The 13,607-nt window shown below is 65.8% G+C and carries 12 protein-coding genes; 7 read left to right on the forward strand and 5 right to left on the reverse strand.

The window, feature by feature from the left end; all coding sequences use genetic code 11:
- The first annotated feature begins 56 nt into the window (after positions 1 to 56).
- Both ACO07K_RS23170 and ACO07K_RS23175 read left to right on the forward strand, forming a co-directional pair.
- On the forward strand, positions 57 to 533 hold the full coding sequence (locus tag ACO07K_RS23170; protein ID WP_422032053.1) for a tetratricopeptide repeat protein: 477 nt from the start codon (positions 57 to 59) through the stop codon (positions 531 to 533).
- Positions 534 to 666: 133 nt separating this feature from the next.
- Positions 667 to 4,188, forward strand: coding sequence for an indolepyruvate ferredoxin oxidoreductase family protein (locus ACO07K_RS23175; RefSeq protein WP_422032055.1), 3,522 nt, complete (start codon positions 667 to 669; stop codon positions 4,186 to 4,188).
- A gap of 444 nt (positions 4,189 to 4,632) precedes the next feature.
- On the opposite strand, the gene ACO07K_RS23180 is transcribed toward ACO07K_RS23175, so the two are convergent.
- Positions 4,633 to 5,229, reverse strand: a complete 597-nt coding sequence (locus tag ACO07K_RS23180) for a YqgE/AlgH family protein (RefSeq protein WP_422032057.1) — start codon at positions 5,227 to 5,229, stop codon at positions 4,633 to 4,635.
- A gap of 164 nt (positions 5,230 to 5,393) precedes the next feature.
- Between ACO07K_RS23180 and ACO07K_RS23185 the strand changes: the two genes are divergently transcribed.
- Together ACO07K_RS23185 and ACO07K_RS23190 are read left to right on the forward strand one after the other, a co-directional pair.
- Positions 5,394 to 5,876 carry a peroxiredoxin gene (locus tag ACO07K_RS23185; protein WP_324505020.1) on the forward strand — a complete coding sequence of 161 codons (483 nt, stop codon included), beginning with the start codon at positions 5,394 to 5,396 and terminating at the stop codon, positions 5,874 to 5,876.
- Between the two features lie 68 nt (positions 5,877 to 5,944).
- Positions 5,945 to 6,814, forward strand: coding sequence for a shikimate dehydrogenase family protein (locus ACO07K_RS23190; RefSeq protein ID WP_422032059.1), 870 nt, complete (start codon positions 5,945 to 5,947; stop codon positions 6,812 to 6,814).
- A 99-nt stretch (positions 6,815 to 6,913) separates the two neighbouring features.
- Here ACO07K_RS23190 and ACO07K_RS23195 read toward each other — a convergent pair whose 3' ends face one another.
- From ACO07K_RS23195 to ACO07K_RS23205, 3 genes are read right to left on the reverse strand one after another with little or no spacing between them, the layout of a single operon-like run.
- Positions 6,914 to 7,675, reverse strand: coding sequence for an SDR family NAD(P)-dependent oxidoreductase (locus ACO07K_RS23195; RefSeq protein WP_422032061.1), 762 nt, complete (start codon positions 7,673 to 7,675; stop codon positions 6,914 to 6,916).
- A 25-nt stretch (positions 7,676 to 7,700) separates the two neighbouring features.
- Positions 7,701 to 8,918 (reverse strand): SGNH/GDSL hydrolase family protein, encoded by a 1,218-nt coding sequence (locus tag ACO07K_RS23200; protein WP_422032063.1) that lies wholly within the window; start codon positions 8,916 to 8,918, stop codon positions 7,701 to 7,703.
- Between the two features lie 20 nt (positions 8,919 to 8,938).
- Positions 8,939 to 10,063, reverse strand: coding sequence for a 2OG-Fe(II) oxygenase (locus ACO07K_RS23205; protein ID WP_422032065.1), 1,125 nt, complete (start codon positions 10,061 to 10,063; stop codon positions 8,939 to 8,941).
- 359 nt (positions 10,064 to 10,422) lie between these two features.
- Between ACO07K_RS23205 and ACO07K_RS23210 the strand changes: the two genes are divergently transcribed.
- The 3 genes from ACO07K_RS23210 (at position 10,423) to ACO07K_RS23220 (ending at position 12,801) form a co-directional block, all read left to right on the forward strand.
- Positions 10,423 to 10,713 (forward strand): type II toxin-antitoxin system RelE/ParE family toxin, encoded by a 291-nt coding sequence (locus ACO07K_RS23210; RefSeq protein WP_422032067.1) that lies wholly within the window; start codon positions 10,423 to 10,425, stop codon positions 10,711 to 10,713.
- Positions 10,714 to 10,752: 39 nt separating this feature from the next.
- Positions 10,753 to 11,196, forward strand: coding sequence for an addiction module antidote protein (locus tag ACO07K_RS23215; RefSeq protein WP_422032069.1), 444 nt, complete (start codon positions 10,753 to 10,755; stop codon positions 11,194 to 11,196).
- A gap of 825 nt (positions 11,197 to 12,021) precedes the next feature.
- Complete coding sequence (locus tag ACO07K_RS23220; RefSeq protein ID WP_422032071.1) at positions 12,022 to 12,801, forward strand: hypothetical protein; 780 nt, start codon at positions 12,022 to 12,024, stop codon at positions 12,799 to 12,801.
- A gap of 4 nt (positions 12,802 to 12,805) precedes the next feature.
- On the opposite strand, the gene ACO07K_RS23225 is transcribed toward ACO07K_RS23220, so the two are convergent.
- Positions 12,806 to 13,405, reverse strand: a complete 600-nt coding sequence (locus tag ACO07K_RS23225) for a hypothetical protein (protein WP_422032073.1) — start codon at positions 13,403 to 13,405, stop codon at positions 12,806 to 12,808.
- Positions 13,406 to 13,607: the final 202 nt, after the last annotated feature.

Genomic DNA, 13,607 nt, shown 5'->3' on the forward strand with positions numbered 1-13,607 from the left:
TCGTTGTCCGGCCGGGCGGCCCGTCCAAGATGACGGGACCTTCAGGAGACCGTCCCATGAGATCCCTTTTCCTCGCCGCCGCCCTGGCCGTGACGACCCTTGGCCCGGCCCTGCCCGTGCAGGCGGCCGGCGGGACCGCGGAGCCGGCCAAGCCGGTCGACGCCAACTACACACGCGCCAAGGCGATGATCGAGGCCAGGGACTACAAGGGCGCGCTGCCGCTCTTGCAGCAGGTCGTGGCCAAGGATCCGAAGAACGCCGACGCCTACAACCTGATGGGCTTCGCCACGCGCAAGTCGGGCGATCCCAACGGCTCGCTGCAATACTACCAGCAGGCGCTTTCCATCGATTCGCGCCACATCGGCGCCTACGAGTATCTCGGCGAGGCCTATCTGATGCTGGGGCGCCTGCCCGAGGCCGAGCAGCAGCTCGCCCGCCTCGACTCGCTCTGCACCTTCGGTTGCGCCGAGTATCGCCAGCTCAAGGCCGCCATCGCAGACTACAAGGCCGGCAAGCGTCCGGCGACGAACTAGCTAGCGACGGTCGGCGACCCGGCGAAATTCGGTTCGGCGGAAGGCCTCGACAGGCTTTTCCGCCGGGGGCTGGTCCCGCTATGCTGCGGCGAATAAACGCCCGTTCACGCCGCCGCATCGGAGGGCTCCCGCGATGAGCACCGTCACCCCAGTTCCGCTCGTATTCGGCGACTACGCCCTCGAGGATCGCTACCGGCTCGGCAAGGGCCGCGTCTACATGACCGGCATCCAGGCGCTGGTGCGCCTGCCGATGATGCAGCGCCAGCGCGATCTGGCAGCCGGCCTCAATACCGGCGGCTTCATCTCCGGCTATCGCGGCTCGCCGCTCGGCATGTACGACAACGCGCTGTGGGGCGCGAAGCGCTACCTGAAAGAGAACAACATCCACTTCCAGCCCGGCCTCAACGAGGATCTCGCGGCGACATCGGTGTGGGGCAGCCAGCAGACCAACCTGTTCCCCGGCGCCACCGTCGATGGCGTCTTCTCGATCTGGTACGGCAAGGGGCCCGGCGTCGACCGCTCGATGGACGTGCTGAAGCACGGCAATGCCGCCGGCACCTCACCGCATGGCGGCGTGATCGCGCTGGCCGGCGACGACCATGGCTGCCAGTCGTCGACCCTGCCGCACCAGAGCGAGCAGGTCTTTGCCGCGGCGATGATCCCGGTCGTCAATCCGGCGACCGTCCAGGAATATCTCGACTACGGCATCCTGGGCTTCGCCTTGTCGCGCTACTCGGGCTGCTGGGTCGGCTTCAAGGCGATCTCCGAGACGGTCGAGAGCGGCGCCTCGGTCTGGGTCGATCCCGAGCGCATCCAGATCGTGATGCCGACCGACTTCCAGCTGCCGCCCGGCGGACTGGGCATCCGCAATCCCGATCCGCCGCTCGAGGCCGAGAAGCGCCTGCATGGACCGAAGATGGCGGCGGTCGCCGCCTTCGTGCGCGCCAACGGCTTCGACCGCACCGTGATCGAGCCGACCCAGTCTGGCACACGCGCCCGCATCGGCATCATGACAACCGGCAAGGCCTATCTCGATACGCGCCAGGCGCTGGAGGATCTCGGCATCGACGACGCGCGTGCCCGGGCGCTCGGCATCCGCCTCTACAAGGTGGGCGTGACCTGGCCGCTCGAGGCCGAAGGCGCGCGCCGCTTCGCCGAAGGGCTGCAGGAAGTCATCGTCGTCGAGGAGAAGCGCTCGAACCTCGAGGACCAGCTTCTGCGCATCCTCTATCACCTGCCGGCCGACCGTCGTCCGACGGTGATCGGCAAGGCCGACGAGAGCGGCCGCATCATCCTGCCGAGCGAGGGCGAACTGACGCCGACCGGCGTCGCCATGGTGATCGCCGGCCGCCTGATGAAGCACGAGGGCGAATCGCCCGAACTGCGTCAGCGCCTGGCCCGCCTCGAAGGCAAGGAGAAGCTGCTGTCGGCGCCGCCGCCCAAGGTCGCGCGCACGCCGTTCTTCTGCTCGGGCTGCCCGCACAACACCTCGACCAAGGTGCCCGAGGGCAGCCGCGCCATGGCCGGCATCGGCTGCCACGGCATGGCGATCTGGATGCCCGAGCGCCGCACCTCGCTGATCTCCCACATGGGCGGCGAGGGCGTGGGCTGGGTCGGACAGGCACCGTTCCACTCCGACAAGCACATCTTCCAGAACCTGGGCGACGGCACCTATTACCATTCCGGCCTGATGGCGATCCGCCAGTCGGCCGCCGCCGGCGTCAACATCACCTACAAGATCCTGTTCAACGACGCGGTCGCGATGACCGGTGGCCAGCCGCATGACGGGCCGCTCACGGTTCCCGAGATCACGCGGCAGGTCGAGGCCGAGGGCGCGAAGAAGGTCGTCGTCGTCACCGACGAGCCGGACAAGTACCCGATGAACGCCGGCTTCGCGCACGGCGTCACGATCCGCCATCGCGACGAACTCGACGCCGTGCAGCGCGAGCTGCGCGAGATTCCGGGCCTCACCGTCCTGGTCTACGACCAGACCTGCGCTGCCGAGAAGCGCCGCCGCCGCAAGCGCGGCACCTTCCCCGATCCCGACAAGCGCGTCTTCATCAACGACGCCGTCTGCGAAGGCTGCGGCGACTGCTCCGAGAAGTCCAATTGCGTGTCGGTGAAGCCGCTCGAGACCGAGCTCGGCCGCAAGCGCCAGATCGACCAGAGCAACTGCAACAAGGACTTCTCCTGCGTGAACGGCTTCTGCCCGAGCTTCGTGTCGGTGCATGGCGGCACTCCCGCCAAGGCACGCCGCCGCAAGCTCGAGGTCGTGGCCGAGGATCCCTTCGCCGCGCTGCCCATGCCGACCCTGCGGCCGCTCAGCGAGGCCTACGGCATCCTGGTGACGGGCATCGGCGGCACCGGCGTCATCACCGTCGGCGCGCTGATCGGCATGGCCGCCCATCTCGAAGGCAAGGGCTGCACCGTCCTCGACTTCACCGGCCTTGCGCAAAAGAACGGCGCGGTGATGAGCCATGTGCGGCTGGCGCCGAAGCCCGAGGATCTCCATGCCGTGCGCATCGCCGCCGGCGGCGCCAACCTGGTGCTGGGCTGCGACATGGTCGTGGCCGCCTCGCCGGCCGCGCTGTCGCGCATCGAGCAGGGCGTGACCCGGGCCGTCATCAACGGCCATGTCCAGCCGGTCGCCGCCTTCGTCATGAACGGCGACATGGACCTCGGCGCCGAGTCGATGATGAAGGCGATCCGCGACGCCGCCGGCGACGAGGCCACGTCGTTCATCGACGGCACCGGCCTCGCGACGGCGATCCTGGGCGATTCGATCGCCACCAACCTCTTCATGCTGGGCCATGCCTGGCAGAAGGGCCTCGTGCCGCTCTCGTTCGAAGCGCTGATGCGCGCCATCGAGCTGAACGGCGTCGCCGTCGAGAGCAGCAAGCGCACCTTCGACTGGGGCCGCCTCGCGGCGCACAACCTCGCCGCCGTCCAGGCCGCCGCCAAGCCCGCGATGAGGATCGAGAAGCCGGTCGCGCGCACCCTGCCCGAGATCGTCTCCCGGCGCGTCGAGCTGCTCACCGCCTATCAGGATGCGGCCTACGCCGAGCGTTACCGCAAGCTGGTCGACAGGGTCGCCAAGGCCGAGAAGGACAAGGCGCCGGGTCGCCGCGGCCTCGCCGAGGCGGTCGCCAAGTCGCTCTACAAGCTAATGGCCTACAAGGACGAATACGAAGTCGCGCGCCTCTACAGCGACGGCGAGTTCCACAAGAAACTTCGCCAGCAGTTCGAGGGCGACTACCGCATCACCTTCCATCTCGCACCGCCCCTGTTCGCCGACCGCGATCCGGTGACGGGCGAACTCAAGAAGAGCGAGTTCGGCGGCTGGATGATGCCGGCGTTCCGGGTGCTCGCGTCGCTGAAGCGGCTGCGCGGCGGCCGGTTCGATATCTTCGGCTACAGCGAGGAGCGTCGCATGGAGCGCCGCCTGATCGGCGAGTACGAGGCCACGGTGGAGACGCTGCTGGCCACGCTGGCGCAGGACAACCACGCCCTTGCCGTGCAGATCGCGGCGGTGCCGGAAACGATGCGCGGCTTCGGTCACGTGAAGGAGAAGAACGTGAAGGCCGCGAAGGAACGGGAAACGTCGCTGCTCGCCGCCTACAGAAGCCCCGCCACCCAGTCGATCGCCGCCGAGTGAGGCGCCGCCGAGCCGGCGCTCGGCGCGAGGACGGGACGCCCGCACTCCCTATAAGGGGTTTGGGGAAGGAACGCGGACGTCCCGGGTACGCACGCCGGCCGCGAAGGGAGGCTGGCAGCCAGCGTCTTCGGGCTATAGGCCCGTTCCCCTGGGGAAGGTAAGCGCAATCCGGGCGCGGGCACGCACATCTGATGCATCGCAATGCATAGAAGCGCCCAAACCCTAGATTCCCTCCATTTTACATTGACCCACTTACCTCATCCTGAGGAGCGCCGCCCCTCGAGTACCTCGGGGTAAACTCCACGGCGCGTCTCGAAGGATGGGCAACAGGCGAGGTGCGCGTTCCCACCCTTCGAGACGCATCGCTGCGCGATGCTCCTCAGGGTGAGGTCGGTGTTGGAATGCTCGGCTCTATTCGATCTCGCCCACAGACGCTCTAAGAGCTCAGGCGCGTCCGGACTGGGGAGAGAAGGAGGCGAGGTCGAACTTCGCGCCAGGTCCGCCGCGTCCCAAGCGGTCGAGCGCACGCTGCCACTTGGCCGCGAGATCGGCGTCGAACACCAGTTCCGCATCGCCGTCGACCACCAGCCAGGCATTGTCCTGCATCTCGCGGTCGAGCTGGCCGGGCGCCCACCCGGAGTGACCCAGGGCGAGCCAGGCATTCTTCGGTCCGGTGCCGCCCGCCATGTCCTTCAGGATTTCCAGCGAGGCGGTGAGTGCCAGGCCGCCATCGATCAGCAGGGTCTCTTCGCGCTTGTAGTCGGCCGAGTGCAGCACGAGGCCGCGCGAGGTCTCGACCGGACCGCCGAACAGGACGGGCCAGTCTGCAACCGTCCGCGGCACCTCGATGCCGAGCTGCTTGTAGACCTGGCCAAGCGGCAGGTCGTCGACCTTGTTGTTCACGATGATGCCGAGCGCACCATCGTCATCGTGCTTGCAGATGAAGACGACACTCTTCTGGAAGCGCTCGTCCGGCATGGACGGCGCGGCGACCAGGAAGCGGCCGACCAATGTGGCGGCAGGAGAGCTGGACCCGGGCATGCGTAATGTTCTCCCATATCCATGGGGATTGTCCGGCTAAACTTCAAGCGGCCGGGGCCCACCTTACCGATAACGGGCCTTCCATGGACAAAAACCCAACCCCGGCCTAGGGTCCGCCGGTTCGCAAAGGCCGCGGTTGGGCGGCGTATATTAAGGAGCTAATAATGGCGAAAGTCGGCGACAAGGTCCCCAGCGCCACGCTGCGCACCATGGGTCCGGAAGGCCCCAAGGCCGTGACCACCGAAGAGCTTTTCGCACCGGGCAAGAAGGTCGTGGCCTTCGCCCTGCCGGGCGCGTTCACCCCGACCTGCTCGGCCAAGCACGTGCCGGGCTTCGTCACGGAATTCGACAAGCTGAAGGCCAAGGGCATCGACACGATCGCCTGCATCTCGGTCAACGATGCCTTCGTCATGGGCGCCTGGGGCAAGGACCAGAAGGCCGAAGACAAGGTGATGATGCTGGGCGACGGCAACGGTGAGTTCACCCAGGCGATGGGCCTCACGATGGACGGCTCGAAATTCGGCCTCGGCACGCGCAGCCAGCGCTATGCCATGGTCGTCGAGGACGGCGTCATCAAGCACCTGTTCGTCGAGAAGCCGGGCGCCTTCGAGGTCTCTTCGGCCGAGTACGTGCTGAAGAATCTCTAGCGCCGGGCATCCTGCACGGCCAAGATCGACGGCGGAGCGCAGGCTCCGCCGTTTTCTTTTGGGGGCTCATGAACCCGACGGACTCGCACCTGTTCGACGGCCTGTTCCAGGTCAATGGCGCCACGCGTCTCTACGGCACGATCGGCGATCCGATCCGGCAGCTGCGCATGACCGGGCTGATGTCCCAGGTCTTCGCCGCCACCGACGTCAACGCGGTCTGGCTGCCCTTCGAGGGCGGCCCGGATCTGCTGCCGCTGATGCTCGAGGCGCTGGCCAAGATGCGCAACCTCGGCGGCTTCACCGTCACGATCCCGCACAAGACCGCCATGCTCGACCTGGTGGGCCGCGCCACGCCCCGCGCAAAGGCGGCCGGCAGCGTCAACGTGGTTCGCCGGGATCCCGACGGCGTGGTGGTGGGCGACAATGTCGACGGGCTGGGCTTCGTGCGCGGCCTGGAGGCGCAGGGTCATCGCGTGAAGGGCGCCAGCGTCTGGCTGGTCGGCCTGGGCGGCGCCGGCGGCGCCATCGCGGCCGCGCTGTGCGAAGCCGGGGTCGGCCGCCTGCTGGTCACCGAGCTCCAGGAAGCGCGCGCCGGCAAGGCGATCGACCGGCTGCTGAGCCACTATCCCGACGTGCCGGTCGCTGAAGTCACGACGCCGCCGAAGGGCATCCACATCGCGATCAACGCAACGGCACTCGGCCTGCGTCCCGACGACCCGCAGGCCTTCGACCCGATGACGCTCGATGCCGACGTCGTCGTTGCCGACGTGATCATGAGCCCGGTCGAGACGCCGCTGCTGGCGCGCGCCCGCACCCACGGCCGGCGCATCCACTATGGCCGGCACATGCTCGACCACCAGGTGCCGCTCTACCTCGACTGGTTCGGCATCGACACGAGGGGCATCGACATCATCCGGCTGGTGCGCTCGATCGGCTGAGGGGCCTCAACGGAGCGCGCAACTCCAGTTTGCGCTCATACCCTGGCCACCAGCGGAGTCCGAGCGCCACTGGTGTGGCGCGCTCCAAGAAATCCGGCCCTACAGCGTGACGCCGCCGTTCACGTGGACCGTCTGGCCGGTGATGTAGCTCGCCGCCGGCGAGCACAGGAAGGCGATCAGGGCGGCCACTTCCGCGGGCTTGCCGTAGCGGCCCATCGGAATCGACTGGGCCACCTTCTCCATGCCGGAGCGCGGCACGGCGACATGGGCGTCCGGATCCTTTTCGATGAAGCCCGGCGCCACACAGTTCACCGTGGCGCCCGAGCCCGCGATGTCGACGGCAAAGGCCTTGGAGAAAGCCTCCATGCCCGCCTTGGCAGCGGCCGAAGCCGGAAAGGTGATGAGACCGCGGGCGAAGGCATGCGCCACGAAGGACGAGACGCCGACCAGCCGGCCCGCCGGCCCGGCCTTGACGAGCCACGGCTTGGCGGCCGTCGCCAGTTCGAAGAAGGCGGCCGTCATCGCATTCTGGCTGGCGTCCCAGGCCGCGCGGTCGAGCTCGCCCACGGGCGTGCGGTTCGCGAAGCCGGCATTGCTCACGATGACGTCGAGATGGCCGAAGGCCGTCGCGGTCTCCTCGACGAGACGCGCCGCGGTGCCAGACTCGCCGAGATCGCCTTCGAGGAGGAGCGTCTGCGCCCCCGCACCGCTGACGAAGCCCGCGACCCGCTCCAGGCCGGCGCGATTGCGCCGCGCATGCAGGGCGATCGCCGTATCGGGCGCGGCCAGGGCGCGGGCGGCTGCGGCGCCGATGCCCGAGGAGGCACCGGTGATGAGGATGACGCGGGACGGGGAAGCCATGAGAGAGGAGTAGAATCCCGCACGCCTAGCGGCAAGCCTCGCGCACGGCGGGCGCCAGCAGCGCCGCGAAGCGCCGCGCGCCGGCGGCCGAGAAATGCCCCTGGTCCACGAAGTCGGCGGGGCCGAACGCATCGTCCGGGAGCGCCACATAGGTGTCGCCCAGTGCTTGGGCCGTCCGTGCCAGCAGGGCGTTCGACTCCCGCAGCAACCGCGGCAGATCGCGGTCGCGCACCCTCGGCAGCCAGCCATACAGGCCCTCGCCCGTCAGTCGGTCGGAGTTGACGACCTGCCCGACCCAGATCGTCGGCGTGCCGCGCGCCCGGTTGAGCGCGGAGATCGAGCGGACGTTGCGCTCGAAGATCGTGGCGGCCGCCCGATCGGGACCGGCGACCGGCGCCAGGGCGTAGGGATCCTTGGCATAGCGCACCGTGTCGACTTCGGCGGAGACGAGACGCGTCAGCACGGTGAGCAGCGGCGAGATCGTGACGTTGGAGCCTCCGACCCTCCGCACCTTCAACGAATCGACCTGGCTCGGCATGTGGAAGTCGGCATAGCCGGCATCGAGCTTGGGAATGTGCGAATTGCGCAGATCGTTCCAGCCCACGAAGTAGACGGCGCAACGCGGCGCCTTGCCGAACTTGTCGGGATAGAAGGCCGTCTGCAGCACGTGCTCGGCCGTCGTGTATCCCGGCACGCCGTGATTGACGACGACCAGCCCGTCGCCGCGCAGCGCCTCGTCCAGCCGCTCGGGCCAGGTGTCGCCCTCGCCGTTGCCGATATCGTAGGTCGCCGAGCCGCCGAAGGTCGCCACGACACCGCTGGCGGCCAGCCGCGCCGGATCGGGATCGCGGCCGCGCGTGCCCTGGGACGAATGCCGGATGGCGAGCCCCGTCGCGCTGGTGAAGGCGAGGCCCGGCGCCGGCACCGCCTGCAGCAGCGGATGCCACTGGAAACGCGCCGGCTCGGCGCTGACCGGCGGCAGCAGCGACGGCGAGCCGGGCGGCGCCAGCGCCCAGGATCCCAGACCCCAGGCGAATTCGGCACAGGCCAGCGCCAGCAGCGTGGCCGACAGACGCGGCCAGCGCGCGATGACGAGGACGAGCGCGAACAATGCCGCGAGGTAGAGGAAATAGTCGGTTCGCGGCCCCGAGACGTGCAACTCGCCGTGCCCGAACAGCCAGGCGGCAACGCCGGCAACGACGAGGAGGCCAAGAAGGCCGACGGAGCGGAGGAATTTCGGCACGGTCCCCAACGGGTCTGAAGTCAGGCCCCTTTGTACGCGCCGACCGAGGGATCGAGGAACCGATTGTTGGCCGTCCGGATCTTCGCCGCCGCCTCGTCATAGAGGAACGGCAGGAAGGCATAGCGCCGGCCGCGCGACACGGCCGAGACCGCATGCATCAGCGAGCAGGAGAAGATCACCGCGCCGCCCACCGGCGGCTTGAATCCGTGCGGCCCGTATTCGGGGAAGCTCACCTCGCCACCGTCGAAATCGTCGTTGAGGTTGATCGACACCGCGAAGCGGCGGTGCGCCGTGCCCCTCGTCGTGTTGTCGCGATGGGGCGCGAAGTGGCCGCCCTCCTCCGCCGTGTAGCAGCCGACGAGATAGCGCTCGATACGCGTGGCCTCGAAGAAAAACAGGCGGGCGATCTCCGGCACGATCCGTCGCCGGATACGCCGTTGCACAGCGAGGATCGTCTCCTCGTCCTCGACGATGAAGTCGCGCCGACGCTTGCGCGCGGGATCTCTCAGCTCGACGGTCTTGCCGCTGACGTCGCTCATGAAGCCGGTGTCGCGACCGCCATCCGCCTCGTGCCGGTCGATCAGGCTGCGGCAGAAGTCGGGCTCGAAGACGTGGGGCAGCACCAGCACCGGCGCCTGCACGGGCTGGCCGGCATGCAGGTGTGGCGGCGGCAGCGCGTCGAGACAGGCGAACAGCTCGGCGTGCTCCGCCCCGCCCGGCTTGAAGGGAACGACCGCGAGCACGCGCAGGGTCGGGTCAAGGACCACCCAGAACTGCCGCGCGTTGACTTGCCCGTCCGGCCCGGCGTCGCGCGGCACCGCGCCGTAGAGACGGCAGACGCTGCCGTCGAAATCCCAGAAGTGGCGCACGCCCGGCAGGCTCTGCTGAACGTGGCCGCTGTCACGATCCCTCGGGTCGACGGTCACGCCGAAGAAGCACAGGCGCTCGTCGTCGAACCGGTGCCGGTTGGCCGCCACCACCCCGAGCGCCGCGGCACCGCCCGGCGTGCTGCCCGACACGAAGAAGCAGAGCACGACGTAGCGCCCCGCCACCGTGTCGAAGATGTAACGTGGATTGCTCGCCGTCGCGGCCGTGAACCGCGGCGCGGGATCGCCGCGCATCAGGTTGACGAAAGTCCTCTGCATCGATCAGCGCCCTCTCCGCCGGCGCGCTCGAACGGTACCCCGCTTCACCCATTCGACAAGCGCGAAATGGCGCACCCGGAAGCAGTCGGACCGCTCGGGAGACGCGGCCGCCGGAAGGCCCCAAAACCCTCCCGTCCGCAGAGGCAAGACCCAGGAAATAAACAAGATCCTGAGACGCGAATCGGGAGCGGCACAATATCGAGTGGCAGGACATCCCGTTTCAGGGGGTGCGACCTCCGCTTCGTTTGTTTCGTTTATTTTGTTTATTTCGATTGTTTGGCAGGATCCCCGATCGCACCGGCGCTCCCGGAGGGTATACCGCGGTTGACGAATCGCCGGGCGTATACTACAGGATACACATGGTTGAAGTCCGCCAGACCAAGCTATTCGCCAAATGGCTTGCGGGCCTCAAGGATCATCAGGCGCAGACGGCCATCGCCATGCGCATCCGCCGGATCGAGGGCGGCCTTCCCGGTGACGTGAAGCCGGTCGGCGAGGGGGTGTCGGAGGCCCGCATCCACATCAACGCAGGATACCGGCTCTACTTTGTGCAGCGTGGCAAGACCGTGGTGATCCTGCTGTGCGGCGGAGACAAGTCCACTCAGGCGGCCGACATCGCGAAGGCGAAGGAGATGGCTCCAACTGCCTAGCCCAGAATTCATAGCGGATAACCAGAGCGGAGTTAGAGCGTGCACACCAACGGTACCAAGACCATTCCCTATGACGGGTCCCAGTTCCTTGCCGATCCAGTGGATCAGGCTGATGCTCTCAATGATGCGCTCGATAGCGGCAGCGCTGCTGTTGTCGCGATAGCCCTGCGCGACATCGCCAAGGCCCACGGCATGACCGAAGTCGCCAAGAAGGTCGGCATCACTCGAGCAGGGCTTTACAAGGCCCTCAGTGGCGATGGTGATCCCAAGCTGTCGACCTTTGTGGCTCTCCTCGCCGCGCTGAACATTAAGCTCAAGGCAGAACCCGCTAAGGAGAGCCCCAAGCGCAGGGCCGGCGCCCCAATCACAAAGGTTGGACGACAGAGGGTCACTCGTTCCAGCGTTGCCGACGGCAAGCCGAGAAAGATCTCTATCGGAAAGCGCGGGTTATCGGCCAAGGCGTCCGATAAGAAGGCAGCGTGAGGAAAGACAACGGCAACCGAACCAACGGGCCCCGCCACCATCGAGCTCCCGCGCAGATCCTTCTCGCCGCGCGGGTCATTCCAGAACACCATCGCGCTCGAATTCTTGCGTTTAGGTCGGTCTACTACACGGCAAGTACCGCTGCAGCGATCTAGTCGGTATGGCTTGAGGCGCATCCGGACACGACCGAGACGGCTCCCTCATCCGTGCCGGCCGATGGAATTTTCAGTGCTGGTATCGAGCGCGCCAAGGAGATTGACCTGTCGCTCTCCGTCCAACCGCCACAGCCAGGCAACCGGAACGAGGAGTACATGCACGGCGCCAAACAACCTGTGCTCAAAGAGTTCCAGGACGTGCTCTGTAGGAAGCTAGATGAGGAATTGGCCCGTGGTACGATGTAGAGGCGACTGAAAGGTCGTATTCCGGCCAGGCGACGAAAGCCCTTCACGGGGCTTTTTGCGTTTTTCACTCCCGCTGTCCTTGAACCGCCGAAAATGCGTCCTACATGCAGGGGGTTATAGTCGGAGCGTGTCCGGGGGGACACCAGACCGGACACAGGCGAACCAATCCCCCCCACACCGCTGGCCTTATGCGCGGACCGGCTACCGTAAGGGACCCCGCGCACGAGTTCTAGGAGACCCCCATGGGGCTTTTCCTTGTCCTCGAAGCCAGTCAGCCGGGCGGTAAGACATACCGTGTTGGTCTTGGGTGCTTTGTGCCCCTTGGACTGGTTTCGGCTCTTGTCGCACTGTTCCGACTGCGCTGAAGAAGGGGCACCTTGGGAACAAGGTGCCCTTTTTTCTGCTTAAGGCAGAGGAACATTTGATGCCCAATGTATTTTCCGATCCGGCTGCCGTCGCACATGAGTTCTGGCTCAATGGCCGCGATTCGTTGGTGCACGCGCTCGACCATTTTTCCGAACGAAGCCGGGAGCGCTCCGATCGCCAGCATCATGACAAGTGGATCGCGATGAGCGTCCATCACGCCGCGGAGTGCATCGCGAACATGAGGCTGGTCACGTTCGCGCCAACACATCCGCTCTTCAAGCTTCGCAGAGGATCTGTGTACTTTCCCACCCTGAAGGACTCCTTGGAGGCGCTGAAAGCACAAGGCTTCACGCCGCCACCGAGCCGTGCAGAGCTAAAGCTGTTCGATTTGCTGACGGCGCTGGTGCCCATAAGGCATCAGTTTATGCACCGCATGATTCCTGCCGGATGGGACGTTTCTGAAGCTGCCATGTGCATGATCGGGCTGCTCAAGTACGTCGAGCGGCTAATGGGACAAGCAGGCTCCGATCTCGTCTGGCAAAGCATTCCAGTTGAGCGGGACGTTATGGAGTCCGTCCATTACATGCGTATCGAGGCATACTGCAATTTTGCCGGCGCCTTCGTTGCGGAGAAGTATCCCCGCCAGCGTCTGTATCACTGTCCGAACTGCGAGGTACATGCGGTAGCTAATGGCGTTTGCGAAGCCTGCTATGAGGACCTCGATTCGGTCAGTTGCCCGATTTGGGAAGAGCCGGCTTACTATAGCCGCATGGGGAAGTACGTCGGGCACGTTACGCATGCCGACTGTCCGCATTGCGAATCTACCCACCCTGTATAAGAGGCTAGGGGAGTGGCTGCTCCGGCAGAACAATCGAATGGAACTGCGGCCATTGCGACGACAGCTTAGACATTCGATACGCGATCGTATGGCACGTCACGAAATAGCGCGTGCGCGGATGCTTCGAGTCCGCAGCAGCGACAGCATCGGGTGCTGTATCGATATAGGACTTGGGAGTGGTGACTTCCGGAAGTTCAGGGAATTGGAATTGCGCACAGAACTGCGCAACTTCTGGCACTCTGAAATCTATCGGCCGCCGCGAATGCGCGAACTCGTTACGAAGATGCCGGATAAGCGTTAGGTCGTGGCGAGTGACAGGTCCGATGATCTTAATGGCGTAAGCCAGAAGCGTTTTACTGGAGAACGTCGCGAGCGCGCCTTCAGGACCCGTTAGATCGCTTTGGTCAACCTTGTTGAGATCATCCCGCATATTGAAGAGTAGCCACCGCCCAAGAGTGTCTTCAACCATCGCGCCCATTAGAACCGCCATGGCGCGGTCACTCGTACCGTAGGTTAGCGCCGTTTCAAGGGCGAAGAGGTCGGGGATAGTCGTCGGACCGCGAGAATACTCACGGAGTTTCTTGATATATGTCGGGGTCGACATTGGAGATCATTTCTTCGTTGCTACCTTGAGTATACTGGCTACGGAAGCTCCCCGTATACGCCAAGGCTAGGAAGATCGAGCCAGAGGTGCTCGACGCCGAGCTCTTCGGCAACCTTAAAGAGATAGGGAAGCTCGACCCGAAGCACTCCAAAAGAGGAAGGCTGACCAACCTGCTCACGATCTGAGCCTAGGGAGAACCTAA

This window comes from Reyranella sp., assembly GCF_965228225.1.
In the GTDB taxonomy this organism is placed as follows: domain Bacteria; phylum Pseudomonadota; class Alphaproteobacteria; order Reyranellales; family Reyranellaceae; genus Reyranella.

What these genes read in the sequence shown, in the direction of transcription:
- ACO07K_RS23175 (WP_422032055.1), top strand. Translation starts at nt 667, where the DNA reads ATGAGCACCGTCACCCCAGTTCCGCTCGTATTCGGCGACTACGCCCTC.
- ACO07K_RS23205 (WP_422032065.1), bottom strand. Translation starts at nt 10,063, where the DNA reads ATGCAGAGGACTTTCGTCAACCTGATGCGCGGCGATCCCGCGCCGCGG.
- ACO07K_RS23190 (WP_422032059.1), top strand. Translation starts at nt 5,945, where the DNA reads ATGAACCCGACGGACTCGCACCTGTTCGACGGCCTGTTCCAGGTCAAT.
- ACO07K_RS23195 (WP_422032061.1), bottom strand. Translation starts at nt 7,675, where the DNA reads ATGGCTTCCCCGTCCCGCGTCATCCTCATCACCGGTGCCTCCTCGGGC.
- ACO07K_RS23210 (WP_422032067.1), top strand. Translation starts at nt 10,423, where the DNA reads ATGGTTGAAGTCCGCCAGACCAAGCTATTCGCCAAATGGCTTGCGGGC.
- ACO07K_RS23185 (WP_324505020.1), top strand. Translation starts at nt 5,394, where the DNA reads ATGGCGAAAGTCGGCGACAAGGTCCCCAGCGCCACGCTGCGCACCATG.
- ACO07K_RS23180 (WP_422032057.1), bottom strand. Translation starts at nt 5,229, where the DNA reads ATGCCCGGGTCCAGCTCTCCTGCCGCCACATTGGTCGGCCGCTTCCTG.
- ACO07K_RS23220 (WP_422032071.1), top strand. Translation starts at nt 12,022, where the DNA reads ATGCCCAATGTATTTTCCGATCCGGCTGCCGTCGCACATGAGTTCTGG.
- ACO07K_RS23170 (WP_422032053.1), top strand. Translation starts at nt 57, where the DNA reads ATGAGATCCCTTTTCCTCGCCGCCGCCCTGGCCGTGACGACCCTTGGC.
- ACO07K_RS23225 (WP_422032073.1), bottom strand. Translation starts at nt 13,405, where the DNA reads ATGTCGACCCCGACATATATCAAGAAACTCCGTGAGTATTCTCGCGGT.